Source organism: Sporobacter termitidis DSM 10068, assembly GCF_900130065.1.
Lineage (GTDB): Bacteria > Bacillota > Clostridia > Oscillospirales > Oscillospiraceae > Sporobacter > Sporobacter termitidis.
Genome location: NZ_FQXV01000007.1, coordinates 186,262 through 210,448 on the forward strand (window position 1 = coordinate 186,262; position 24,187 = coordinate 210,448).

Here is a 24,187-nt window from a genome sequence, read left to right on the forward strand (position 1 = left end):
GCGATGCCCGCGTCTTTCCGCCATCTCCGCTGCATAGCGCGCTGTTTCGCTCTTCCCAGAGCATGGCGGCCCCTCCACGATAATAAGCTTCGTATCTATCTTCTGCCACCTCACTCCGCATAATTTTAATATGATAATCCGGTTCTGACAACCGGGACACCATCATATCATCAACTTACAAAAATTTCAATTTCAAGTTAATAATTTATAATATTTTCCAAATTTTATCTATTTTTTCCGTTACCCCCGTTAAATCAAATTCCATAAAAACGATTGACATCGTGGAAGGAAAAGCATAGAATACTGGCAATAATCGGATGATGGATTCGGAAGAGACTTTCAAGGACGAAAGCACCGAAGGGGCAGAAACTCTCAGGTAAAAGGACTGAATCCGGACGAACCTCTGGAAAGCATTTGATGCACCGAAGAAGTAATCCCGCGCGGCGTTTGTGTCGCTGGGAGCATCTTTCAGGTACCGGGACAGAGCACATCGTGTACGATATCGTACGGGTGTGCTCTATTTATTTGGGGTGGTTCAGATGAATGTTTTAATCCTGGTCCTGGAGATCATCGGTACTGTCGCCTTTGCCGCTTCTGGGGCAATGACGGGGCTGAAGAAAAAGATGGATATCTTCGGCGTGGTCATCCTGGGGCTCACGACAGCCGTCGGCGGCGGCGTCCTCCGGGACCTCATCCTGGGTATCACGCCCCCGCAGACCTTTCAGGACCCCATGTACGCCCTCATCGCCATCGCCACGGCGATCATTCTCTTCCTCCCGCCGGTCCACCGCTGGCTGACACGCAACCTGCCGCTGTACGAGAAGGTCCTCGTGGTCATGGACGCCCTGGGCCTCGGCATTTTCACCGTCGTCGGTATCCGTGTGGCATTTCATGTGTCGCACAGCTTCAGCGGGTTTCTCCTCATCTTCGTCGGCGTCGTCACCGGCGTCGGCGGCGGCATCATCCGGGATGTCCTGGCGGGCGATACACCGTACATACTCGTCAAGCACATCTATGCGGTCGCCTCCATCATCGGCGCCGTCGTCTGCGTCGTGCTCTGGCATATTACCAGCAGCATCTATGCCATCCTGGCCGGGACAATCATCATCGTCGTCATCCGCGTACTCTCCGCGCACTTCAAATGGAACCTGCCCCGGGCGAATTTCGACGATGCCGAAAGCAAGGCGAAAGCTCCGGCCGAAAAATAGAAGCCACAAACCAACGCACCCCGCCGAGGCGGGGTGCGTTGATTTTTTAAATTTCCAGCTTACTGCCGGACCCGGCGACGGCGGGGACGCCGTATTCTGTGACGAGGATGTCCGCCAGGCGCAGAAGCTCTTGCTCCCATTCGCAGCGCTCGGGGGGCTGATAGTCTCCCATGGGGTATGGAATACCAAGCGCGTCATATTTCTCTGTGCCCATTTTTCGGTACGGCAGCAGCTGGTACTGGACGATTTTATTTCCCAGAGCGTCGCGGATGAAAGCGCCGGTGGCGCGGATATTCGCCTCGTCACCGTTGTAGCCGGGGACGACCGGCGTACGGATGACAAGCTTTTTCCCCAATTCGGCGGTCCGCTTGATATTCTCCAGAATCAACGCGTTTCCGGCGCCGGAAAACGACCGGTGTTTTTCCGAATCCATGTGCTTGATGTCGATGATGACGAGGTCCGTAAACTGATAGACGGCCTCCATATGCTCCCGCGGACAGTTGAGCGCCGTCTCGACGCAGGTGTTGATGCCCGCCTTTTTGCACGCTTCCAGCAGCGCCGCGGCGACCTCCCACTGGACCAGGACCTCGCCGCCGTTCAGCGTCACGCCGCCGCCCGTCTTCTGGTAAAAGCTCCGGTCCTCAACGACCGCCTTCAGCATGTCGTCAATAGTCATGAGCTCTCCCCAGCGCTTGAGCGCCCGGGACGGGCAGGCGTCGACACACTTGAAGCAGCCCGTGCAGGCCGCCGTCATGTGGGCGGCCTTCAAAACGCCGTTTTCAAACTCAAGCGGCCGGCCGCCCTCGGGGCAGGCCTTGACGCACCACGTGCACTTGTCCAGCGACAGGCACTTGGCGGGATAGCACCCGATCTGCGGCCCCGGCGCGATCGTCTCGGGATTGGAGCACCAGAGGCAGTGCATCGTGCAGCCCGTAAAAAATATCTCCGTGCGGATGCCCGGCCCGTCGTGGATCGTATATTTTTGGATATTGCTCACAAGCGCGCAGGGCGCGCCGGCGGCGTTTGTGTAAAGCACGGCGTGTTCCTCCCAACGGAAATCCTCAGCGGGGCGTGACGGGCGATTGATAATCGCCCCTACGTAAAATCGAAAGATTTGCGGCTATGCCGCGGAACCATCCCGGCGCTGCGCATCCCTCTCAACCGGAGGGGAATTTTGCGCCGCGGCAGGCCGCCGAAGGCCGGTAAAGGAGGCTTTGCCCTTTTAGGTTTAGGCCAATGACAAGCTCGGAAGGACAATTCGTTAGAAGCACCGACATTGTATTTCGGGGAGAGGGATTCATAAGGGGGAGGCGGCTCTGTTAAGAGCCTCCCCCTTATGCGTGTCTTTTGGTTACTTTTCTGCACGAGCAGAAAAGTGACCCTGCGGAGCTTCCCCGTTCCCCGCTCGCAGGCGGAAGAGCAATACTTTAATCAAATGATAATTCCGTTCTTCCGATAATGTCGTCCTGGAGGGCTTTGCCCAGCTCTACGAAGTAGGCGCTGTATCCCGCCACGCGGACGAGAAGGTCGCGGTAGTTGTCCGGGTCCTTCTGGGCGGCGATGAGCGTCTCCTGATTGGCCACAGTGAACTGGCTGTGCATGCCCTTTCTGTGGATGTACTCATCCATCAGGGCGATGAAATTGTCGCGGCCCGTCTCGCCGACAAGCGTGGAGGGCGAGAACTTCCAATTGAGGAGCGTGCCGTTGGTGGCGCGGGCGTGGTCCAGCTTGGTGACCGATTTGCAGATGGCGATAGGTCCTTTGATATCGTGGGAGCAGCATTTCGTGTGGACGGCACCCATGCAGTCGGAAACCGGCTCGAAGGCTTTTCGCCCTTCCACGGAGGCCCACTGGTTCTGCCCGTGGGCGACGTTGACGGTCACCGAGTACGCGCCCGGCTGGAAGAAGCCGCCGTGGGCGTTTGGCTTCCGCTCGATGTGCTTGCACCAGGTGTCCATGGCGAATTTCGCCAGCTGGTCGGCGTAGTCGTCGTCGTTGCCGTAATGGTGGACGCGGTCGCTGTTGACGTAGGCATAGAGGTCCTCATGGCCCTCCCAGTTAGCTTTGACGGCGTCCAGCAGCTCTCTGCCGGTGACGCGCTTTTCGTCAAAAACGAGCTGCTTGATGGTGGCGAGGCCGTCACCCGCCGTGCCGATGCCCACGCCCTGCGGGCCGGTAAAGTTATACTTTGTGCCGCCGGCGGTGACATCCTTGCCGTTTTCGATGCAGCCGTCCATAAGGATCGACAAAAACGGCAGCGGACGGAGCTCCTGATGGGACAAGTCGACGGCGTTTAACAGCGCGACCTGCCGTTCGCACCAGTACGCCATCTGCTTGTCGTAGGCGTCCAGCACCTGATCGAAGGAGGTAAAATCGGCGAGACTGCCGGTTTTGAGGCCCAGCTGGCTGCCGGCGCCGGCGCATTTCGAGTACCGGGGACAGCTTGGCGAGCAGTTGTAGCAGCGGCCGTCGTTGATGGCCAGCTCCAGGACGCGGGCGATGTTCATGTGGCCGCAGTCCTTCCAGCCGTAGGACTTGCCGGAAACGTCCGGCTCCACGCAGCCGACGACCTGATAGTCCCGGGCGTCCATGAGCGCCACGTTGGAGGTCAGCATGCTGGGGATGGCCACGTCGTCGTTGAAAATCTTCGGCTCGCCGGTACCCATGCGGATAAGATTGGCCGTTTTGACCTTCAGCTCCCAGGGGGTGTTGGCATGCATGCGGACGGCCAGCCATGGGTTCGGCACGCGGACATGGGCATGAGCGTCCAGCGCCATGAAGGTCAGGTCGTTGGTGCCGTCGCTGCCGTCCTTTTTGATGCCGCCGACGGTGAGGGACGGGCCGCCGATGCCGCCGTTGCCGAAGGTTTTGATAAGAATATGGTTGCGGAGCTTGTTGAGGTCCCAGATTTTTATGTAGAAGTTTTCGATAAGCTCCTGCATGAACTCCCGGGTAGCCTCGCCCGTTTCCAGGTCGTGCAGATAGTACGGGTACATATACTGGTCGAAGCGGCCGTAGGAAACGGAGTGGCCGTTGCACTCGATATGGATGAGCGTGTTGGCGAGATTGACCAGCTGGATGGCCTCCCAGAAGGTGCGCGGCGGGTTTTCGGCAATCCAGGCGCAGATTTCTGCTGTCTTCCGGAGCTCCGCTTGCCGCCCCACGTCCGTTTCCCCTTCGGCCATCTCGCCGGCAAGAGCAGCATACCGCCGGATGTGGCGGATGGCGGCCTCCGTCGTGATGAGCGTGGCCTTATAGAAGGTGCGCTTTTTGAGATCCTCGGGATTTGCCACAGAGAGCGCGTCCATTTGCTTTACAATCAGCTCCCGGATACCCTTAAAGCCCAGGCGGAAGAGCCGCTCGTAATCCAGGCCTAAATGTCCCGCCCCGCAGAAAATGTAGGCGTCGGCGAAGAAGACGCCCTTGCCCGCGTGGGAGCCCTTGAGCACGTCGTCGTCCAGCAGGGCGTTCGTCATATCCTCGACGGTCTTGCCGTCCCAGAAGCCGCGGAGCGCCTCCAGGCGGTCCTGCGTGTCCTTGGTATAGGTGAAATAGTCGTGCGTGCGCTGCTCGCTGTAACCCATCAGTCCGTCCCGCATTTCGTCCACGACCCAGTTGAGGCCGAACTCCGGATGCACCGGCCCGCCCTTCTTGTCGCAGCCGAGGCAGCCGACGATGAGCTCATGCGGAAAGATGTAAATGGGCGTCTTGTCCAGGACGTTGGCGATGCCGTAGGCGCTTTTTAAAATCTGGGGCTCGCCGGGGTGGGCTTTGTACGCTTCGGTGACGAGCTCCGCCCTGTCGGGCGAGACAAAGCCGTTCGTCGTCTTCTGGGTAATGGCTAGGATATTGTTGATGCGCTCAAAGGGGGACGGCTCCGGCGTGTTGCCGGAAATCCCGACGCCCCACTCCTTGTCAAACGGCTCGACGGCCTGCGGGTGCGCGTCCACAAGGCAGGCGTTTTTATAGGTGTCGCGATTGAGGCGGACGTTCTCCTCGCTTGTCAGCGTGACGGCGCTTGTTGTGGTACTCATGATACTCCTCCTTTGGAATGAATCGATACTGGCTGCATGATGCAGGCGAACACAGTTCGCCTCTACGGGGATATGCGTTCGTAGGGGCGAACTGTGTTCGCCCGTCTGTAAATCTCAGGTGCAGTGTTATCCTTAGTATAAGTTTAGCACAACGAACGCCCTATGTGTCATCACGCTTTGTCAGCCCGTGTAAGCGGCAGTTGAAGCGGGCGGCGTCACCGCTCGTACTTGACCACCGTCATGTCCTTCCGATGCTGCAGAAGCAGGCCTTCAAACGTTTTGGCCTCCGGCGACAGCTTCGCGTTTTTCTGCTTGATCAGGTAAATGCTCCAATCGAAGGCCGGGTCATCGAAGGGGATCGCCCGCAGATTCGGCCGCGAGAGGCGGTTTGCCAGCGCCAGCGTCGAGATGCCGGCCGACTGGTTCATCTCCGCCAGATAATACACCAGCAAAATATTGTCGGCAAAGATACTCACCGACGGCTCAAAGCCGGCGCGCCGGCAGGCGTCCCTGTATATCTGGTACGTCTTCGTCGAGTCGCGCATCACCGCCATGGGGACGTCCTGCAGGTCCGCGATGGAAATGGATTCCCTGTTTGCCAGCGGGTGGTCCTTATGGACGATGAGCGCATGGCGGGAAGTAAACAGAAGCTCAAAGTCGAATTTCTTCACGTCGACCGGCCCGACCGTCAGCGCCATTTCCACGATGCCATTCTCCACGGACGTGTCGCAGACGACGTCGAACGTCTCCTGGACGTCCAGGTGGACGTTCGGGTGCTTTTCCCGAAACTGCGCGATAGGCACGCCGGCAAATTCCTCGATCGTCCCGATGGACAGCATCACCGTCAGGAAGCCCTCCTTGCCGGCGCCCTTTTTAAAGTAGGTCTCGCACTCCTCCAGAAGCGTCAGAATCTGTTGGGCGCGCGGATAAAGGTACTCGCCCTGCGCCGTCGGCGTCAGCCCCTTTGCCGTCCGGACAAAGAGCTTGCAGGAGAGCTCCTCCTCCAGCCGGAGTATCGCCATGCTGATCCCCTGAGACGAGATGAAGCAGGCCTCCGCGGCCCGTGAAAAATTCCGGTATTTATAAATCTCCGCGAAATATTTCAGTTGACGGATTTCCAACGTGGGCCCCTCCTTTGCGATCTACATTTCGTTCCATACTTATCCGGCGCACCTCTTCGGCTCCCTCAGACGAGGGAGCAGCCGCCCGCGGGCGACTGAGGGAGGGAGATCGCACACCTGTAGCCCGGTGTATCTCTCCTTCCGTCACGGCGTTCCGCCGTGCCACCTCCCTCGTCCGAGGGAGGCTTACGACGGACTATACCAGAGGCGTTACCAGCGTCCCGATCCCGTCGATGGACACCGTGACCGTGTCGCCGGGCTTCAGCCAGACGCGGCTGCCCTTCTCTTTGCCCAGGATGACGCCCGCCGGCGTCCCTGTAAAAATGAGGTCGCCGGGGCCAAGCCTGAAAAAGCGCGACGCCGTGCTGACGATCTCGGCGCAGCTGAAGATCATGTCCGACGTGACGCCGGACTGGACCTGGACGCCGTTCACCGCACAGTAAACGCCGTTGTCCGCGTCCGGGTCAAAGCTGTCGGCAGTGACGATCACCGGCCCGGCAGGCCCGAAGCCGGGGAACGCCTTCCCCGCCAGCCACTGGCCGGACAGAAACTGGCTGTCCCGCGCGCTCAGGTCGTTGCCGCAGGTGTAGCCGAAAACATAATCGAGTGCCGATTCCCTCGGCACGTTCCAGGCCTCTTTGCCAATAACAACGACGAGCTCCGCCTCGTAATCGTAGCAGCGCTGCCAAGGCGGCAGCGTCACGCTCTTCCCCGCCGGCGTCAGCGCGTCGTTGAATTTGGAGAAAAAGACGATATCCTTTGGCGCCGTTCCGCCCGTCTCCTCCGCGTGGCTTTTGTAGTTGAGCCCCACGCAGACGATCTTCTGCGGCACCGTGATGTTGGCAAACTCCAACGCGGAAAAATCAAGGACCGCCAGCTTGCCGTCCATGAGCGCGCCGCCGATGCGTTTTTTCATCGCGTCGCCGCCGGCAATGATATCGTTCATGTTGTCCGGCAGGCCCAGCGCCGTCAGGTCGGCGACCCCCCTGTCTGTCAGCGCGCCGACGCGGGTTTTGCCGTCTTTGATAAAGGTGAGCAGTTTCATGATGTACCTCCGTGCTGTAAGAATAAAGGCCAACGGGGCGATGTGGGCATCGCCCCCTACGACGAGGGATAGGCCACGATAAACGAAGCGCGAGGGCGTGCCCCACGGCGTCCGGCCTCATTATGCGGTAGGGAGCAGACCTGGATTCCCGCCTGCGCGGGAATAACAGCGCGAGGGCATGGGGCGAAGCCCCATAAAAGGGGTCATAGGGCGCAGCCCTATGCCTCTATTGGGCGGGTGGGTGGGATTAATCTCTGCCGATCGGCCGTCCGCCGCCGGTGACGCCCCAGGAGGGGCGCAGGGCGATGAGCCCGTCGATCTGGCTGTTCGTCAGGGGCCGTTCGATGCCCATCATTTTCGTGTACATGGCGACGGTGGCGTTGTATTCGATACTTTCCAGCCTGTAAAGCGCCTGCATCACACTCTCGCCCCAGGTCACCGCGCCGTGATGCTCCAAGAGCAGTCCGTTATAATCGCGCAGATACGGGACGACGCTCTCCGCCAGCGCTTCCGAGCCGGGCAGCGCGTAACCTGCCACAGGGATGACGCCCAGCAGCACGACGGCCTCCTGCAAAAGCGCCTTGTCCAGCGGCAGCCCCGCCGCGGCAAAGGCAGCGGCCACCGGCGGATGGGCATGCGCCACGGCGCGGACCTCTGGGACCTCTTTGTAAATTCTCAGGTGCATTTTGATCTCCGAGGACGGCTTGTGCGTCCCCTCGACGACACGGCCGTCCAGGTCGAGCTTTACGAGTATTTCCTCCGTCATAAACCCCTTGGAAATGCCGGTGGGCGTCGCCCAGACGCAGCTGTCGGACACTTTGGCGCTGAGGTTCCCGTCGTTGGCGGCCACAAAGTTCTTCTGATACATCCGCCGCCCGGCCTCCAATATATCGCGCTTTGCCTCCGCGTCAGTGGGGTATGTTGTCCGCATAATAATCGCCTCTTTTATAAATCCTCAGTCAGCTGCGCCGACAGTCCCTTGGAAGGGGAGCCTTGGAAAGCCGCTTTAAGGCTTCCCTTGAAAGGGAAGCCTTTGGGGGAACAGCCTCACCTGGGCCTGGGGCGCAGCCCCGCGTCGGGGTCCGGGGCACAGCCCTGCAATTTAAACGGGGTCATAGGGGCGAAGCCCCTATACCTTTATCTGGGCGGGTGGGCGGGCTGTTTGAACATCGCAAGGCTCTCGGTATACGACTCCCGGCAGATGCCCTTTTCGGTGACGATGGCGGTAATCAGCGCGTGATCCGTCACGTCGAAGGCCGGATTATAGCATTTGACCTCGGGCAGCGCCATCGGTTTGATAAAAAATTTTTCTTTAATCTCTGACGGGTCCCGAAGCTCGATTTTGATATCGTCGCCCGTTTCGCAGGAAAAATCGATCGTGGAGGACGGGCAGAAAACGTAAAATGGAATACCATAATGCCTGGCCAGGATCGCCACGCCGGAGGTCCCGATCTTGTTGGCCGTGTCGCCGTTGGCCGCGACCCTGTCGCAGCCGACGAAAACGGCATTGATCTTCCCCTCTTTCATGACGATGCTCGCCATATTGTCGCAGATGAGCGTGCAGTCGATGCCGGCGGACTGGAGCTCGTATGTCGTCAGCCGCGCCCCCTGCAGCAGCGGCCGCGTCTCGTCGCAGTACGCGTGCAGTGTCATGCCCCGCTCCCTGGCCAGGAACAGCGTCCCAAGCCCCGTGCCGTAATGGAACGTCCCAAGCGGACCCGCGTTGCAGTGCGTGAGGATGCCGTCGCCGTCCTTTATAAGCTCCATGCCGTTTTCGGAGATGGCCTGGCTCATCTCCATGTTTTCCTGATGAAGCTTCAACGCCCCGCTTTTCATAGCCTCCAGAATCTTGGGAACCGGCCGGCCGGCGTTTGCCCGGACGATATCGTCCATATAGTCCAGCGCTTTCCGGAGGTTCACCGCCGTCGGGCGGGAGGAATCGAGATATGCCTTATCCGCTGAAAATCGCCTGTAAAACGCCTCGTACGATGTCTCACGCGTCTGCCCTGCGAGCACACAGGCGGCGTAGGCGGCGAAAACTCCAATCGCCGGCGCGCCGCGCACCCGAAGCGTATGGATGGCCTCAAAGAGCTCTTCCCTGCCGGAAAGCGTCAGGTATTTCGTCTCGTTCGGCAAAAGGCTCTGGTCGATGATGACGACGGCGTCGCCTCCGTCGCTGAGTCTGACGTTATCGATGTGCGTGACATTTTCAAGGCTCATAGCTGACGCTCCAATTTATATTTATCTTGGCAAGTATTGAATACTGCGGGTTCATTATAGCATAGCGGTAAACTTCGAGTCCATATTGTATTAGGACACGTTGACCATTATAATAAGAATAACATGGAAAAAATGGGGAGGCAGATAAAATATGGACAAACAATCCAGAATTGACCATGCCGTTGAAACGGCGAAGGCGGCCCAGATCCGGGACGATATCTGCGCGCGCAGCGTCCTCGTGGGACTCAGCGAAATCCTCGACGATATGCCGGAGGAGATGATCACGGCCTCTCTGTCCCTGGCCGGAGGCACGGGCGGCGCCTCCGGCTCCTGCGGGGCATACTGCTGCGGTCTGCTGGCCGTGGGCCTCAAGTACAACGCGCCGCTGGCGGATGAGCGCGCCAACCCGGCCGTCAAGCAGGCCGGTGCCGCCAAGTTTTCCGAATACCGCGAGCGCTTCACCCAGGAGATGGGCACCATCCTCTGCCCCGAGCTCCACAAAAAAGTCTTCGGCCGCAGCTACAGGCTCTGCGACCCCAAGGAGCACGAGGAGTTCCTGTCCATGCCGGGCCACAACGTCAAATGCGCCGAGGTGGTCGGCGTGGCCGCGCGGCTCGCCGCCGAGATGCTCCTGGCCGGCGAGGATTGAGGCTCATGATGAATACCGCCGAAACGAACGGTACATACAGCCGCGCGCTGAATGAGATGCTCCTGCTCCGATACGAGCCCGTCGCCGTCAAAATGATCGAGGACGAGGCGCTTGTGCCGGGCCACGCCCTCCGCCCGCGCCGCGACCTGAAGCAGCACATGGCGCTCTGCCAGGCCTTCGCGCTGACGCGGCGCGATAGGAAGACGGTCTATCTCGATAAACATTCGCACTGGTGCTGGAACCCGCTCATCGGGCTGGGGCTTGTGGACTGCCCTGAGGGTTCCGAGGCGTTCGAGCTCGTCTGCCGCTATCTCGGCATGGCGAGCCTTGAGGAAGCTCGGGCGTTTTTCGCCAAATTTCCAAGGCTGCCCTATGGAAAATATCAGGGCATCCTGACGGCGCCGCTCTGCGGCTGCGCCTTTGAGCCCGATCTCGTCATGATCTACGCGGGGAACGCCCAGCTCCGGAGCATGGTGTGGGCCGTCAAGCGCGAGACGGGGCGCCTTTTGGAAACGCAGCTGGACGCCATCGACTCCTGTGTCTGGGCGCTGGTACCGCCGATGCTGACCGGCGATTACCGCGTGACGCTGCCGGACGTCGGGGAATACGAGCGCGCCATGGCTGAGGAGTGGGAGATTATTTTCTCCGTTCCCGGACCGAGGCTCGGCGAGCTTGTACGCGGCCTCCGCTTCTTCCACGACCGGGGTATGGGCTATGCGCACCACGCGCGGGACATGGCGCTGGACTTCAAGCGCCCGCCCTTTTATAACGAGCTCTTCGCGCTCTGGGGGCTCGACCAGGGCGAGGACTGGGATAAGTAGGTTTTCCGGGCGGCCGCCGGCCGCCCGAATTTCTGCTTGAAACAACGAATAGAGTATTGTATAATGACAAGGCTTTACCCGGGTGTAGCGCAGTTTGGTAGCGCACCTGCTTTGGGAGCAGGGGGCCGTGGGTTCGAATCCCGCCACCCGGATTAGAAAGAAACGGCGCTTTTGCCTCAGCTGCGGATGTGTCGTTTCTTTTGCTTTTTTCCTTTCAGAGAGGGAGATATCCGCAGCCATTTTTGTGAAATGGGAAAAAAGTGGTTGCCCTGCCTTAAGATTTACCGTATAATAAAATCATGAAGTTTATTAATACGTTAAAAGAGGTGTTTCTATCATCGCTCCCGCTCGCGGCAATTATCATAATTGTCTGCGGTCTTGTTGCGCCCATGAACAGTGCGTCCGATTACGTAAAGCTGATCGTTGGCTATGTCGGTGTCGTCGTTGGCCAGTCACTGTTCCTGGATGGCCTCAGCGTGAGTATTCTGCCTATCGGGAAACTGGTGGGGAGCTCGCTTATAAAGCTCAAAAAGGCTGTTTTCATCATCTTCTTCGGCTTTGTGTTCGGGCTTCTGGCGACGGTCGCCGAGCCGGCTTTGTCTGTTTTGGCCAGGCAGACCCACATGATCATGGAAGGCGTCAACGAAACGGTATTCATATGGGTAATGGGTACGGGGATCGGCGTGCTGGTCGGGTTCTCGCTGTTCAGGATTATGAAGGACCTGAACATCAAAATTGTTTTCGCCTTACTCTACGCCGTGATATTCCTGACAGTCATTTTCGTTCCCGAGCAATTTATCGCGCTGGCCTTTGACGGCAGCGGCGCCACCACGGGCGATGTTTCGGTGCCTTTTATACTGGCGCTGGGCATGGGCATTTCGGGCACGATGTCGAGACACAAGACAAACGAGGACACTTTCGGAATCATAGGTCTGGCGTCGGTCGGCCCTATACTTGCCCTGTTCATTTACGGCATAATCCTAAAGGCGATGAACGGCGGAACAGTACCCCCCGCCGGCGTATACGCTCCGGGAGCGGCTGAAAGCCTGGGCGAAATTATCGTTCCAAATCTCGGGGGCGTTGCGCTTGCGCTTTTCCCGGTGGTTATTGTGTTCCTGCCGTTTCAATTTTTTCTGATCAAGCTTCCCAAAAAGGAATTTATCAGGATACTGCTCGGGTCACTATCCGTATACGTCGGCCTGCTCATCTTCCTGTCTGGAATCGATTTCGGCTTTGCGTTCGCCGGAAAATATATCGGCGAGGTATTTCTGGACCCCGCCCGCCCAGGCTTCTTTAAGTGGCTGCTGCTTTTAGTTGGGTTTGTGCTCGGCGCCGCGATAACGCTGTCGGAGCCGGCCGTTACGGTATTGGGCGAGCAGCTCGAAGAGATCACCAACGGCCACATAAAAAAAATCACGATACGCATAACGCTTGCGATAGGCATCGGTTTTGCGGCGCTATTTTCCATGGTGAAAATTCTGACGCAAATAAACATTCTCTGGTTTTTGATTCCGCTTTACGCCGTGGCGCTCATCATGATGAAATTTACCTCCAAGCTCTTTGTGGCACTGGCATTCGACTCGGGGGGCGTCACAGGCGGCGCGCTGACATCGGCGTTTTTGACTCCGCTGACGCTTGGCGCGGCGCAGGCCGTGGCTGTCGCGGCCGGTCCGGGCGCGCAGTCGGTTTTAACAAACGGGTTTGGAATCATAGCCTTCATTTCGGTCACGCCTCTGATTGCCGTGCAGGCTTTAGGCATGATTTACGACATGCGGCTCAGAAAAGCGCAAAAACTCATGGCAGAGGCCGAAATTGCGGAGATCGAGGAACTGGCCTCCGCTGCCGCACGCGCGGGCGAGGCCAGAGCAAACGGCACTGAAAACAATAAAACCGGCGACGGCGACCAGTGCTTTTTCACGGAGGCGAACGAAAGTGACGAATGATGTCCCATGCTGCATAGAGCTTTTAACAATTATAGCCGGGCGAAAATCTAAAAACGCGCTTTTAGATGCGCTGACGGAAGCGGGCGGGCGGCTCATAAATCTCGTGTATGGCAAAGGCTCCGTTAAATCAAGCTACCTCAGGGACATGTTCGGCCTTGTACCGGAAGAGAACAAAGTCGTAATAACCTGCCTGCTGCCGGAAGAAAAATCCGATGCCATTCTCGATATGCTGGTCAGGAAATTTAACTTTGACAAGCCGAACACCGGCATAGCTTTTACTACTCCCGTCGAAAGGCTGTCCTATTAATTTTTGGAGGACCTTAAAATGGAAAAAGTCAATAATATCAAAGCGCTGTATATCATCGTCAATGCCGGCTTTGCCGACGAGATCGTGGAAATGGCGCGCAAAGCGGGAGCGACAGGCGCGACAATTATAAACGCCCGCGGTACCGGCGCCGTGCATAAAGCGATTTTTGGCATTACCATAGATGCGGAAAAAGAAATGATTCTAAGCCTGGTCGACGAGGATACTGCCGACAGGATTATAACGATCGTAAAAGAAAAGGCCGGCGTGAAATCTCCCGCCAACGGCATTTGCTTTATCATGCCCGTCGACAAAATGATTGCGGTCAACAAGTTCGTACCGCCGGCGGAAAAACAGGAATAAGTTCGGAGTGCTTAAAAAACAGCCACAAACGCGGCAGAACGCGTTTGTGGCTGTTCTTTTTCAGGGGATTAATATTTCGCGTTTTCCGCGATACGGTTGGCCTCCCGCTGCGTGAGCAGCCGGGACTCGTCCAGAAGACCCATTTCCTTGAGCGCCTTGATTGTGTTAACGGAGGATTTTTCAAGATTAAAGTCTGCGAAATACGTCCTGCCGCGATTGTCGAACATCTGGTCTATGCTTCTCCACCGGGGGAAATTGCCGGTAAAACGCAGGCTGACCGAGTAGGTATAAACCGATTCCTCACTTTCCTCGTCGGACAGCAGATACGTCTTTCCGATTGCGGACGCCTTGATATCCGTCAGGATCGCCTGATACAGCTTATACGATTCCCTCTGGGACAAGGTCTCGCTGGAAACCGGGACGCTTGACGCTTCGGCGGAACCACTCCATCCATAGTCTCCGGCGTAACCGGGATATATCTCGCCGTTTTCAAAATCCTTTTCCGTCAGGTCGGCGGGGAAGTTCCTGTTTATAATATTGTCCGGCGCGTTTAAGATCGACTGATACTCCGACGCGGGTGAGGCGGGATCGCTCATGAGCTCTTTTGTGGCGGGTATGGTGTATGACCTGTATATCGTGCGCCCGTCCTTCATTTCATAATAGATCGCCACCGAGCCGGTCTGCCGCCCCGTGTAATTTTCGATCTGCGCCCTGTTTTTCAGAATATTACCGTGGAGGGAAACAAGCTCGCCGATCTCGTCCGCGTCGTCGAAGGTGATGTAATTATTGCCGTATTTATACATCTCGCCGTTGGCGTCAAAGGTGATATGGCTCGCCGAATAGGCTTTTTCAACCTCGGACGCATCGGGCACATAGCGGATAACCCCGAAAGCGTCCAGCCTGACCGATATGGTCAGCACGGCCAAAACGGCGCTGAAGACAAGCCAGCCGCGCCAGGAGCGCTTAAAGACGCGGAAGGATTTTCTCAAAAGCATTTCCGCGGCAAAATAGCCGACGGTGCCCATGAGCAGCATGAAGACCAGCAGCTTCCACACGCTGCCGCTGCCCTGCCGGCCCTGCACGGCAAGGCCAAAAATGAGGAATCCGAACAGCAGCGCAAAGCACAGCGCCGCGCCGTATTTGAAAACCGGCTTGAGCGGCCTGATCGCGATAACGTCGCCCGCCGTCTCCAAGTGGCGCCTTCTGTACAGCAGCAGCCCCAGAACAGCGAACACAAGCCCTGCCGCGCCGTAGCCGATGAGGACGCCCCAGCAGAGGATTTCGTTGTTCGCCGTGGCCCGCATGGTCAAGATATTATAAATCGGCGAGAAAACTTCCAGCGACAGCCTGTTGTTAAAGCTCATGCCGAAGACGAATACGGCGAGCACCAGTTTAACGAGACTTTCAACGCCGATGACAATGAAATTCGCGATGCCGTACAGCACCGGCAGCGCCAGCAGATGCCCCGTCACCATCGCGCAGAATACGCCGAACGAGTGAAAGAACACGCTGAGCAGTGAGACGATGGCAAACCACGACAAAAGCTGACTCAGGCCGGTGTAGCCGCAGGCGGCCTCGACAATGAGCGACACGAGGAAAACAACGACGTTCGGGACGACGAGGAAGAGGAGGCCCGACACATAATTCGTTATATACAGCCCCTCGCGCCTGACCGGCAGCGCGTGGAACATGGACGCGCTCCTGCCCGAGTACAGGTATGAGAACACCGCCATCGCCGCGAAAATCCCGAAAACGGCGGACATAACCGCGCCGATATTCAAAGCGCTGGAGTAAATCTGCCGGGTAATATTGTCGTCGGACAGGACGCCCCCATGGGAAGACAAAACCTCGTATGCCATTGTGTTCCACAGGGAAAGGGGCATGATAACCAGCCAGATCAGAAGGTACAGCCCCCAAACGGGCCAGAAACGGACGATATTCTTTAAGAATACCGCTTTATTAAAGAATGATGTCTTTGACGGCATAGTCGGCACCTCCCAGTTCGTAGATGAAAATCTCCTCAAGCGTTAACGGCACGGTATCCAGCAAAATGGGCGACAGCAGCTTGAGGCGGCCTTTCGCCTCCTCCTGGGAGCACCGCAGGATGAGCGTATGTATCCTTCCCGACTGCGCGTGGTGGAGCGCCTCCGGCCAGGCGGAGAAGTCCGGCGCGGCGTTTTCAAAGACAAGCTGGACCTTTGTGAGGTTATCCTGCAATTCGGACACGGAGCGCTGGAGCATAAGCTGTCCTTTATTCATCACGCCCATATGGTCGCAAACGTCCTCCAGCTCCCTCAGATTGTGGGAGGAGACAAGCACCGTCGTCCCGCGCTCGGCCACATCCGCCATAATGATGCTCCAAATCTGGCGGCGCATGATCGGGTCGAGGCCGTCGACCGGCTCGTCCAGCAGGATCACGTCAGGATTCGTGCACACGGCGATCCAGAAGGCCGACTGCTTTTGCATCCCCTTCGACAGCCGGCGGATGCTCTGCCTTTCGTCCACACTCACGAAAATGTCCTTGAGCGCGCTGTAACGCGCCATGTCAAAGCGGGGGTATATCCGGCGGTAGAACCGCATCATGTCGCGCGTGCTTGCCTGCATGAAATGATAGATGTCGTCGGGGATGTACGCGATACGCGACTTGACGTCCGTATTTTCATAGACGGGCCGCCCGGCGACGAGCACCTCGCCGGCGTCCTGCCTGTAAATCCCGGCAAGATGACGTATAAGCGTGGATTTTCCCGCGCCGTTCGGCCCGACAAGGCCGTAGATCGACCCCTTCCCGACCGCCAGCTCTATGCCGTCAAGGGCCTTGAAGCCGTCAAAGCTTTTGACGAGGCCTTTTGTTTCAATCATCCTTCTCTTTCTCCTCCCTGTGGCCGATTTTATCGATGCGCCCCTTGAGCGCGTCCCGCGTCTGGCCGGTATACAACAGCTCGGCGGCAACCTCGTCAAACTGCCGGAGCAGCGCCTCGCCCCGGGCGGTATTCACATCCCACCCGGGCGCGGCGAAGGAACCCCGGCCCGCGACCGTATAGATATACTGTTCATTTTCGAGCTCACGGTATGCCCTCTGGATGGTGTTCGGGTTGATGGCAAGGTCGGATGCCAGCTCCCTGACCGAAGGCAGCTTTTCGCCCGGCAATATCGCGCCGGAGACAACCAGCTTCCTCAGCCCATCCTTTATCTGCTCATAGATTGGGCGTGAATCCCTGTAATTAAGGCTTATCATGCAATCGGAAAACCTCCTCCCGTACTAATTGTACTATATGTATTAACACAGTTAATATACTCACTTCTCTCCCGTTTGTCAATAGCGCAGCGCAAATCCTTGCTTGACAAGCAGGAAAAAACAGTGATACGCTGTGACAAGAATGTTAAGGGAGGTTTCGCTCATGAATCCAAAGGAACAATTTATGTCCGCGCTGCGCAACGACCAGCCCCCCAAGTGGATGGGCTATGCGTTCAACGCTTTCCCGCAGAGTCAGTTTCACGTCGTGCTCGACCCCATTTCCGTCTGGGACATCCTCAGTATCTCCGGAGATAATGTTCTGGACAATTGGGGCGTCAACCACCGTTTCCTGCCCGGCGACCCCGGCATCATCCCGATGGTGAACGAGCAGAACAAGGTCATCAAGGACGTCACGAAATGGCGCGACTACGTCCATTTCCCGGAAATTCCGGAGCTTGACTGGTCCGACGCGAAAAAGACGATCGACGCCATCGACCGGAATACGACGATGGTCATGGTGCCCACCTTCCGCGGCCTGTTTGAGCGCGCGCACTGCCTGATGACGTTTGAGGACGTGCTCATCTATATGTACGAGGAGCCGGAAGCGATGTACGAGCTTTTCGGTGCCTACACCGACTGGAAGCTCAAGGTTGCCGAGCAGCTCATCGACAACCTCCACCCCGACATCATCCACTCCCACGACGACTGGGGCTCCAAAACGAGCCTGTTCTTTTCCCCGCAGAAGTTCCGGGAGCTCCTCATGCCGCATTATGAGAGACTGTACGGCTACATGAAAAAGCGCGGCGTTCTGATCCAGCATCACGCCGACTGCTACTGCACCGGCATTGAAAAGGACATGGTCGATCTGGGCATCGACATGTGGCAGGGCGTTCTCCCCTCGAACGATATCCCGCTCATCCAGAAGAATACCGGGGGCAAGCTGCTGCTGATGGGCGGCCTGGAACAGGGCCTTATCGACCAGGCCGACGTGACCGAGGACATCGTCCGCGCCGAGGTCCGCCGGGCGATCGACGCCTATGCCCCCGGCGGCGCGTTCCTCCCCTGCATCGGCAGCCTGGAATGCCTCAACGCGTGGGTGACGCCCGTCGTGATCGACGAGTGCAACCGCTACGGCGCCGAGTGGCTGAAAAAGCACCAGTAAATAACAACTGCCCATATAAACGCCTCCCTTGCCGCACATAGCGAGGGAGGCGTTTTTCATATAATTTAAACATCGGCGCATATTGACGGCCGGGATTATCAGAGTATAATTAACAAAAAAAGGGATAATTTCAAATCAAAAGGAGGGTACCTATGGAAAATCTGACAGGCAAGACCGCATTTATCACGGGCGGGGCCAGCGGCTTGGGGCTGGGCATCGCCAAGGCCTGCGCGAAGGCGGGGATGAACATCGTCATCGCCGATTTCCGGCAGCAGGCGATCGACGAGGCGCTGCCGGCCTTCAAGGAAAACGGCTGGCCGGCCCACGGCATCCAGCTGGACGTTACCGACCGGGCCGCGTACGTCAAGGCAGCCGACGAAGCCGAGGCCGTATTCGGCAAGCTTCACGTCCTGGTGAACAACGCCGGCATCGGAATTCCCGAGGGCAAGGTCTGGGAGGACGATTTCAAGGACGTCGACCTTGCAATCGACGTCAATTACAGGGGCGTCCTTAACGGCATCATGACGATCGTCCCGCGCATATTGAAGCACGGCGAGGGAGGCCACGTGGTCAGCACGGCGTCCAAGGCGGGACTTGTGCCCGTACCGGGCTTCACGCTTTACAACTCCCTGAAAATGGCTGTCGTCACGGTGATGGAGACGCTGGCCTGCGACCTTCAGGGCACGGGCGTCGGCGCCAGCGTGTTCTGTCCCGGGCCGTTCCAGACGAATCTGGGCCTGTCGTCCGGCGAGGTGCGGGCCAAGCATTTGGGCGTGGAGCTGCCGCCCTTCGCGCCGCCCCCGCCAAAGGACGGCGAGGCTCCCCCGCCGCAGGCGGACTTCACCAAGATCATCAGATACCCCGAGGAAGCGGGAGAACGCGTCGTACGGGGAATACGGCGGGGCGATCTGTATATCATCACCCACGCGGACTTCAAAAAGGGCTGGGATGCCCGCGCCGCGGCCGTCTCCAGGGCGTTCCCCGACGAACCGCTCAGCGATGACTTCCAGAAGGTTTTCAGCATCCTTACATATAATCCGGTCTTTGAAAAGCAAACCCAGGTTCCGGCATTTGAAAAATAAGCAATATCATGGGCAAAAAGCAAACCCCTGTGGTCGAAAAGCCACAGGGGTTTACATACGCATAAAGCCGTCTGTTTTGTGCCGCCGGCAGGGTGCTCCTCACGGCTTGAAATTGGCGTCGGTCCTGATGAAATTGAAAAACACGCGCGCCTCCGGCGCCGGCGGCGTCAGCGTGTTTTTGGTCTGCTCCTTCATTTTCAGCAGCCACGCCATATTTTTTCCCGTTCTGCGCAGGCGCTGGATGCCCTCCTTATCCTCGCGGATCTCGCCGGGCTGCGCGCCGTAAATGATATTCCAGCCGCACGGTGGCATGAGGATCTCCGAAGCCATCAGATAGTTGTTCAGCTGCTCGTAGGCCGACATGGCGCCGCTCCGCCGCAGGACCACGAGCGCCGTGCCCACCTTGTGATGGAGCAGCCCCCGCGTATCGGAAAAGAACGCGCGGTCCAAAAAGCACTTCATGGTGCCGTTAATGCCGCCGTAGTAAACGGGGCTGCCGAGGATCAGCCCGTCGGCCTCGAGCACCTTGTCCATGATCTCGCCAAAGGCCGGGTCCGGCAAAACGCAACGGCCGGCCGCCCGGCAGCCGCGGCAGCCGGTGCAGCCCTGAAACACCTTATCGCCGACGGTGACCGTCTCGACGCCGATGTTCTCCTTTTCAAGCTCGCCGGCCACAAGCTGCAGCGCCTCGTATGTATTTCCCTTTTTGTTCGGACTGCCGTTCAAAGCGATGACTTTCATTTCAATACGACCTTTCATATAATATGTGCCGCCGCCCCTGCGGCCCAAGGCCCCAGGGCCGTCCGTTTTCCTGCCGCACGGCCTTATCATACCACACGCCGGGCAATAATCAACCGCACCAATCGGGCCGCCCACAAAGAAAAGGCAAGCCCTTTTCAGGTTTGCCCTTATGAAAAAGCCTCGCAGAGTTTTCGCCGCGCACGGCGAAAATAAAATGAAGTCCGTCATTTCCGGCGGCGTGTACGTCGGAAATGACTCCTCTCGTGCAGGTAAGCGGCAGAGCGTCCTGCACGCCATTTCCATGACGAAAAAGCTCAAAGGCTTTTTCGTCATGGATTATGATTGCATGGACTGGCCGCCGTCCACGTGGAGGACCTGCCCCGTGACGAAGGAGGAATCATTGGACGCCAGGTAAACATACGTCGGGGCCAGCTCCACGGGCTGCCCCGCTCTTTTCATCGGCGTGTCCGACCCAAAGGTCGGTATGTAATCGGCCGGCCAGCTGGACGGCTGCAGCGGCGTCCAGATCGGCCCCGGCGCCACGGCGTTGACACGGATGCCCCTGTCGACGATCGAGTGGGCAAGGGCCCTGGTAAAGCTGATAATCGCGCCCTTTGTGGAGGCGTAATCGATAAGCAGCTTTTCGCCGACATAGGCGGTGATGGAGGTGGTGCTTATTATGACGCTCCCCTCCTTCAGATATGGCAGCGCCGCCTTCGTTATGAAGAACAGCCCGAAGTAATTGACCTGGAACGTCAGCTCCATCTGTTCGGCGGAGATATCCTCCAGCCGCAGCTGCGGGAACTGCACGCCGGCGCAGTTCACCAGCACGTCCAGCTTGCCGAACGCCGTCACCGTTTCCTGGACCGCCCCGACGCAAAACGCCTCGTCCCGCACGTCGCCCGGAATCAATAGGCAGCGCCTCCCCTGCGCTTCTACATAGCCTTTCGTCTCGTGCGCGTCCTCGTGCTCGTTGTAGTAAACGATGGCGATGTCCGCGCCCTCCTTGGCAAACGCCACCGATACCGCCCGCCCGATGCCGCTGTCTCCGCCCGTGATAAGGACCGACTTTTTCTCGAGTTTCCCCGTGCCGATATAATTGGGGTTGTCAAAAACAGGCCGCGGGTCCATCAGCGTTTCAAGCCCTGGCTGGACCGGCTGGTGCTGCGGCGGAAACTGGACGGGCACCTCCTGGCATTCCTCCCTGTAGCCTATGTACGGAAAATAAAATTCCATCGAAAAGCTCCTGTCTGCATAATACTTCCGTACAATTATATTAAAGTGAAACCGGTTTTGACAGCGACGGCGGTTGCCTCCCCCCTCTTATTGTGATATATTGCTTTATTATGACAACATTAACATGATCGGAGCGCGATATTATGCCGTATGACCATCTCTTCCGGCCGCTGAAGGTCGGTCCGCTCACCGTTAAAAACAGGATCGAGGTCTCGCCGGCGGAGCCGTTTCTCTGCACAAGGGACGGCCTCGTCACCGACGAGTTCGTCGCCTTCACCGCGGCGTTCGCCAGAGGCGGGGCGGGCATTGTCACCGTGGGGGACAGCCCCGTGACGCAGCAATACGCCGATGAGAACCATTATGTCGTCAACCTGGCCGACCCATTTGTCGTCCACGGGCTTTTTAAGCTCACCGACGCCATCCACCGGTACGGCGCCATCGCTTCCATCGAGCTGAACCTGCGTACCCACGTCTTCCCCGCCGACATGACGAAGGACGAGATCAGAGGGATCATCCAGGCGTTTACGGACGCCGCCGGCCGATGTAAAAAGGGCGGCTTCGATATGATCATGCTCCACGGCGGCCACGGCCACACGGTGGCCCAGTTCTACTCCCCGCTCATGAACAAGCGGACGGATGCGTACGGCTGCGGGACGTTTGAAAACAGATGCCGCTTCGCCAACGAGCTTCTGGACAGCGTGCGCGGCGCCATCGGCCCCGATATGGCCATCGAGTGGCGCATGAGCGGCGACGAGCTCACCGACGGCGGCGTCGGGCTCGAGGACGCGGTCAGGTTCGCCAGGGCCATCCAGAATAAAATCGATCTTGTACATATTTCAGCCGGCAACATGTATAACCCCGCGTCGCTCTCCTACGCCATGCAGCCCACGTACCTGCCCCTGGCCACGAACGTCCGGTTTGCAGAGCGGTTTAAAAGGGAGCTCGACATCCCCGTCACGTCGGTGGGCTCGTTTAACCTCGACCTGGCGGAAGAGGCGGTCGCCGCCGGGCGGGCGGACATGATCGCCATGATCCGCCAGTTCATCACGGACCCGGACTGCGCCGCCAAGGCAAAGCACGGCCGCGGCGAGGATATCCGCCCCTGCATCCGCTGTATGATCTGCACCGGCGACGATCCCCACGGCTGCCCGAAGCCGTTGCGCTGCACGGTCAACCCCGTGGCCGGCCGAAACCCGCTGTTTGATAACATGACGAAAAGCCCGGCGCCCAAAAAGGTCGTCATCATCGGCGGTGGCGCCGCCGGCATGGAAGCCGCGCGCCGGTGCGCAGAGCGGGGGCACCGCGTCGTGCTTTTTGAAAAGGCCCCGGCGCTCGGGGGCACGCTGACCGCCGCGGGCGCCAACCGCCTCAAAGGCGACGTCAGGCGTTATGCCGAGTGGTCCGTGCGTACAACGGAGCGGACCCCGGGCCTCGACATCCGCAAAAGCACCGCGGCCACCCGCGCGCTCGTTGAAAGCGAGAAGCCGGACGCCGTGATCGTGGCCGTGGGCAGCACGCCCTTCGTGCCGAATATTCCGGGCATCAAAGGGAGCAACGTCTGCCTCGCAGTGGACGTGGACCTGGGCAGGGCCGCCGTCGGCAAACGCGTCGTGCTGATCGGCGCGGGCCTCACCGGCACCGAGACGGCCGTCGTGCTGGCGCAGGACGGTCATGAGGTGACGCTCATCGATATGCTGCCCCTTTCGGAGATCGACAGCCGCGGCGGCGCCTCCAGCAATGTCGCCGCCTTTCTGCGGCGCATGTCCGACGAGGCGGGCGTCAAAGTGATCACCGGCCTCAGGGCGAAGGAGATCACAAAAGACGCCGTCGTCGCGGAAGATATGGACGGCGGCCGCGTCACGCTCCCGTGCGACAGCGTCGTCCTTTCCATGGGCGTCAGGCCGCGCGAGGACCTGATCAGGGAATTTGACGGCTGCGCGGACGACGTTATGGTCGTCGGCGACTGCGCCGCGCAAGCGGGCAACATCACCTCCGCCGTCCGGGACGGCTTCTACGCGGCGATGAATATCGGCTGACCGCCCGCGCCGGACCGCACTCATAAAAAACTGCCAAAGGATTCCTTTTCATGAATATGTCCTCCCTGATCTCCCAGATGCTCGTCCTCTTTCTTGTCCTGGCGCTCGGCTACATCGGCAACAAGGCCAAAATTCTGAACTCCGGCAGCAACAAGCACCTGTCCGCGCTCATTTTGAACATTGCCATGCCCTGTACCGTGCTCAACTCCGTCATGAACGGCAGCGTCAGTACCACAGGCCGCGAAGCGCTTACCTTCATGCTGTTCTCTCTCGTTTCCTTCGCCATCATCTATTTGATCGCCTGGCCGGTCCCCCGGCTGCTCCGGTCCCCGAAAGAGGATTACGGCATCATCCGGTTTCTTTTGGCGTTCGGCAATATCGCCTTTATGGGCTATCCTGTCATACAGGCCATATACGGCGACGGCGCGCTGTTTTATGTAACGCTGCTGAACATTCCGTTTAATCTGCTGCTCTTTTCTCTCGGCATCATCCTGACCTCAGGCAAGCGGGAAAAGCTGAACCTGAAGCTTTTTTTAACGCCGACACTTTTTACATCCGTGGCCTCGGTGCTGATTTTCGCCTTTAATATCTCCATGCCGAAAATCATCGTCGACACCACCGCGCTCGTGGGGCATATGACAACGCCCGGCGCCATGCTGATCATCGGCTCGACGCTGGCGGAGATCCCCTTTCGGGAAGTGTTCAGCGAAAAAAGGCTTTATCCGGTCGTTTTTGTGCGGCTGATCCTCATTCCTGTCGTCACCTGGCTCGTCCTGCGCCTTTTCGTTTCAGACGCGCAGACGCTCGGTATCCTGATGGTGGAAGCCGCCATGCCCACAGCCACCGCCGGGACAATGCTGAGCCTGCAGTACGGCGGCAATGACAAGCTGGCCTCCAAAGGCGTCTTTCTGACGACGCTCTTTTCCGTCGTGACGATCCCCCTTCTGCTGTACCTGCTGTTCTGATTCTGCAAAAAGGACGCTGTTT

At 58.4% G+C, this 24,187-nt stretch carries 21 protein-coding genes, 1 tRNA gene and 2 riboswitches; of the genes, 11 read left to right on the forward strand and 11 right to left on the reverse strand.

Features of this window, described 5'->3' with window-relative positions; all coding sequences use genetic code 11:
• Positions 1–317 precede the first annotated feature (317 nt).
• A riboswitch (glycine riboswitch) is annotated at positions 318–398 on the forward strand.
• A gap of 3 nt (positions 399–401) precedes the next feature.
• Positions 402–486, forward strand: a riboswitch (glycine riboswitch).
• Positions 487–539: 53 nt separating this feature from the next.
• Complete coding sequence (locus BUB60_RS11345) at positions 540–1,208, forward strand: trimeric intracellular cation channel family protein (RefSeq protein ID WP_073079002.1); 669 nt, start codon at positions 540–542, stop codon at positions 1,206–1,208.
• Positions 1,209–1,254: 46 nt separating this feature from the next.
• On the opposite strand, the gene BUB60_RS11350 is transcribed toward BUB60_RS11345, so the two are convergent.
• The 6 genes from BUB60_RS11350 to mtnA form a co-directional block, all read right to left on the reverse strand.
• Positions 1,255–2,244, reverse strand: coding sequence for a glycyl-radical enzyme activating protein (locus BUB60_RS11350; protein WP_073079005.1), 990 nt, complete (start codon positions 2,242–2,244; stop codon positions 1,255–1,257).
• Between the two features lie 391 nt (positions 2,245–2,635).
• Positions 2,636–5,242, reverse strand: a complete 2,607-nt coding sequence (hpfG, locus tag BUB60_RS11355) for a (2S)-3-sulfopropanediol dehydratase (RefSeq protein WP_084726426.1) — start codon at positions 5,240–5,242, stop codon at positions 2,636–2,638.
• Positions 5,243–5,457: 215 nt separating this feature from the next.
• Positions 5,458–6,363, reverse strand: coding sequence for a LysR family transcriptional regulator (locus tag BUB60_RS11360; RefSeq protein ID WP_073079007.1), 906 nt, complete (start codon positions 6,361–6,363; stop codon positions 5,458–5,460).
• Positions 6,364–6,559: 196 nt separating this feature from the next.
• Complete coding sequence (locus BUB60_RS11365; RefSeq protein ID WP_073079008.1) at positions 6,560–7,408, reverse strand: fumarylacetoacetate hydrolase family protein; 849 nt, start codon at positions 7,406–7,408, stop codon at positions 6,560–6,562.
• Between the two features lie 247 nt (positions 7,409–7,655).
• The gene (locus BUB60_RS11370; RefSeq protein WP_073079009.1) at positions 7,656–8,339 is read right to left on the reverse strand and encodes a class II aldolase/adducin family protein; all 684 of its coding nucleotides are present in this window, start codon (positions 8,337–8,339) and stop codon (positions 7,656–7,658) included.
• 206 nt (positions 8,340–8,545) lie between these two features.
• Positions 8,546–9,628 carry an S-methyl-5-thioribose-1-phosphate isomerase gene (gene mtnA, locus BUB60_RS11375; protein ID WP_073079010.1) on the reverse strand — a complete coding sequence of 361 codons (1,083 nt, stop codon included), beginning with the start codon at positions 9,626–9,628 and terminating at the stop codon, positions 8,546–8,548.
• Between the two features lie 151 nt (positions 9,629–9,779).
• Here mtnA and BUB60_RS11380 point away from each other — a divergent pair, with 151 nt between their 5' ends.
• The 6 genes from BUB60_RS11380 (at position 9,780) to BUB60_RS11405 (ending at position 13,708) form a co-directional block, all read left to right on the forward strand.
• Positions 9,780–10,277 carry a C-GCAxxG-C-C family protein gene (locus BUB60_RS11380; protein ID WP_073079011.1) on the forward strand — a complete coding sequence of 166 codons (498 nt, stop codon included), beginning with the start codon at positions 9,780–9,782 and terminating at the stop codon, positions 10,275–10,277.
• 5 nt (positions 10,278–10,282) lie between these two features.
• Positions 10,283–11,098, forward strand: coding sequence for a DUF169 domain-containing protein (locus BUB60_RS11385; protein WP_073079012.1), 816 nt, complete (start codon positions 10,283–10,285; stop codon positions 11,096–11,098).
• A 78-nt stretch (positions 11,099–11,176) separates the two neighbouring features.
• Positions 11,177–11,250: transfer RNA gene (locus BUB60_RS11390), tRNA-Pro, on the forward strand.
• 237 nt (positions 11,251–11,487) lie between these two features.
• Positions 11,488–13,041, forward strand: coding sequence for a DUF1538 domain-containing protein (locus tag BUB60_RS11395; RefSeq protein ID WP_242941191.1), 1,554 nt, complete (start codon positions 11,488–11,490; stop codon positions 13,039–13,041).
• Positions 13,031–13,348, forward strand: a complete 318-nt coding sequence (locus tag BUB60_RS11400; protein ID WP_200796628.1) for a P-II family nitrogen regulator — start codon at positions 13,031–13,033, stop codon at positions 13,346–13,348. Before BUB60_RS11395 ends, BUB60_RS11400 begins: the two co-directional genes overlap by 11 nt.
• A gap of 18 nt (positions 13,349–13,366) precedes the next feature.
• Positions 13,367–13,708 (forward strand): P-II family nitrogen regulator, encoded by a 342-nt coding sequence (locus tag BUB60_RS11405; protein WP_073079013.1) that lies wholly within the window; start codon positions 13,367–13,369, stop codon positions 13,706–13,708.
• A gap of 68 nt (positions 13,709–13,776) precedes the next feature.
• On the opposite strand, the gene BUB60_RS11410 is transcribed toward BUB60_RS11405, so the two are convergent.
• The 3 genes from BUB60_RS11410 to BUB60_RS11420 are packed head-to-tail and all read right to left on the reverse strand — an operon-like array spanning position 13,777 to position 16,943.
• Positions 13,777–15,693, reverse strand: coding sequence for a hypothetical protein (locus tag BUB60_RS11410; protein WP_073079015.1), 1,917 nt, complete (start codon positions 15,691–15,693; stop codon positions 13,777–13,779).
• Positions 15,668–16,567: an ABC transporter ATP-binding protein gene (locus BUB60_RS11415; protein WP_073079018.1), complete on the reverse strand. Its 900-nt coding sequence runs from the start codon at positions 16,565–16,567 to the stop codon at positions 15,668–15,670. Before BUB60_RS11415 ends, BUB60_RS11410 begins: the two co-directional genes overlap by 26 nt.
• Positions 16,560–16,943: a GntR family transcriptional regulator gene (locus BUB60_RS11420; RefSeq protein ID WP_073079020.1), complete on the reverse strand. Its 384-nt coding sequence runs from the start codon at positions 16,941–16,943 to the stop codon at positions 16,560–16,562. The genes BUB60_RS11415 and BUB60_RS11420 overlap by 8 nt, the downstream gene beginning before the upstream one ends.
• Before the next feature lie 163 nt (positions 16,944–17,106).
• Here BUB60_RS11420 and BUB60_RS11425 point away from each other — a divergent pair, with 163 nt between their 5' ends.
• Entirely contained in the window at positions 17,107–18,105 is a 999-nt protein-coding gene (locus BUB60_RS11425; RefSeq protein WP_159435394.1) for a uroporphyrinogen decarboxylase family protein, read from the forward strand.
• Between the two features lie 152 nt (positions 18,106–18,257).
• Positions 18,258–19,187, forward strand: coding sequence for an SDR family NAD(P)-dependent oxidoreductase (locus BUB60_RS11430; protein ID WP_073079022.1), 930 nt, complete (start codon positions 18,258–18,260; stop codon positions 19,185–19,187).
• A gap of 99 nt (positions 19,188–19,286) precedes the next feature.
• Here BUB60_RS11430 and BUB60_RS11435 read toward each other — a convergent pair whose 3' ends face one another.
• Positions 19,287–19,928 (reverse strand): flavodoxin family protein, encoded by a 642-nt coding sequence (locus tag BUB60_RS11435; RefSeq protein ID WP_073079153.1) that lies wholly within the window; start codon positions 19,926–19,928, stop codon positions 19,287–19,289.
• Between the two features lie 336 nt (positions 19,929–20,264).
• Positions 20,265–21,164, reverse strand: coding sequence for an SDR family oxidoreductase (locus BUB60_RS11440; RefSeq protein WP_073079024.1), 900 nt, complete (start codon positions 21,162–21,164; stop codon positions 20,265–20,267).
• 143 nt (positions 21,165–21,307) lie between these two features.
• On the opposite strand from BUB60_RS11440, the gene BUB60_RS11445 reads away from it, so the two are divergent.
• The gene (locus BUB60_RS11445; RefSeq protein ID WP_073079026.1) at positions 21,308–23,200 is read left to right on the forward strand and encodes an FAD-dependent oxidoreductase; all 1,893 of its coding nucleotides are present in this window, start codon (positions 21,308–21,310) and stop codon (positions 23,198–23,200) included.
• A gap of 50 nt (positions 23,201–23,250) precedes the next feature.
• The gene (locus BUB60_RS11450; RefSeq protein ID WP_073079028.1) at positions 23,251–24,165 is read left to right on the forward strand and encodes an AEC family transporter; all 915 of its coding nucleotides are present in this window, start codon (positions 23,251–23,253) and stop codon (positions 24,163–24,165) included.
• Positions 24,166–24,187: the final 22 nt, after the last annotated feature.

Coding starts and splice junctions, on each gene's coding strand:
- BUB60_RS11395 (WP_242941191.1), top strand. CDS start 11,488: ATGAACAGTGCGTCCGATTACGTAAAGCTGATCGTTGGCTATGTCGGT.
- mtnA (WP_073079010.1), bottom strand. CDS start 9,628: ATGAGCCTTGAAAATGTCACGCACATCGATAACGTCAGACTCAGCGAC.
- BUB60_RS11365 (WP_073079008.1), bottom strand. CDS start 7,408: ATGAAACTGCTCACCTTTATCAAAGACGGCAAAACCCGCGTCGGCGCG.
- BUB60_RS11345 (WP_073079002.1), top strand. CDS start 540: ATGAATGTTTTAATCCTGGTCCTGGAGATCATCGGTACTGTCGCCTTT.
- BUB60_RS11435 (WP_073079153.1), bottom strand. CDS start 19,928: ATGAAAGTCATCGCTTTGAACGGCAGTCCGAACAAAAAGGGAAATACA.
- BUB60_RS11385 (WP_073079012.1), top strand. CDS start 10,283: ATGATGAATACCGCCGAAACGAACGGTACATACAGCCGCGCGCTGAAT.
- BUB60_RS11380 (WP_073079011.1), top strand. CDS start 9,780: ATGGACAAACAATCCAGAATTGACCATGCCGTTGAAACGGCGAAGGCG.
- BUB60_RS11415 (WP_073079018.1), bottom strand. CDS start 16,567: ATGATTGAAACAAAAGGCCTCGTCAAAAGCTTTGACGGCTTCAAGGCC.
- BUB60_RS11445 (WP_073079026.1), top strand. CDS start 21,308: ATGCCGTATGACCATCTCTTCCGGCCGCTGAAGGTCGGTCCGCTCACC.
- BUB60_RS11405 (WP_073079013.1), top strand. CDS start 13,367: ATGGAAAAAGTCAATAATATCAAAGCGCTGTATATCATCGTCAATGCC.
- BUB60_RS11425 (WP_159435394.1), top strand. CDS start 17,107: ATGAATCCAAAGGAACAATTTATGTCCGCGCTGCGCAACGACCAGCCC.
- BUB60_RS11440 (WP_073079024.1), bottom strand. CDS start 21,164: ATGGAATTTTATTTTCCGTACATAGGCTACAGGGAGGAATGCCAGGAG.
- BUB60_RS11370 (WP_073079009.1), bottom strand. CDS start 8,339: ATGCGGACAACATACCCCACTGACGCGGAGGCAAAGCGCGATATATTG.
- BUB60_RS11410 (WP_073079015.1), bottom strand. CDS start 15,693: ATGCCGTCAAAGACATCATTCTTTAATAAAGCGGTATTCTTAAAGAAT.
- BUB60_RS11450 (WP_073079028.1), top strand. CDS start 23,251: ATGAATATGTCCTCCCTGATCTCCCAGATGCTCGTCCTCTTTCTTGTC.
- BUB60_RS11430 (WP_073079022.1), top strand. CDS start 18,258: ATGGAAAATCTGACAGGCAAGACCGCATTTATCACGGGCGGGGCCAGC.
- BUB60_RS11420 (WP_073079020.1), bottom strand. CDS start 16,943: ATGATAAGCCTTAATTACAGGGATTCACGCCCAATCTATGAGCAGATA.
- hpfG (WP_084726426.1), bottom strand. CDS start 5,242: ATGAGTACCACAACAAGCGCCGTCACGCTGACAAGCGAGGAGAACGTC.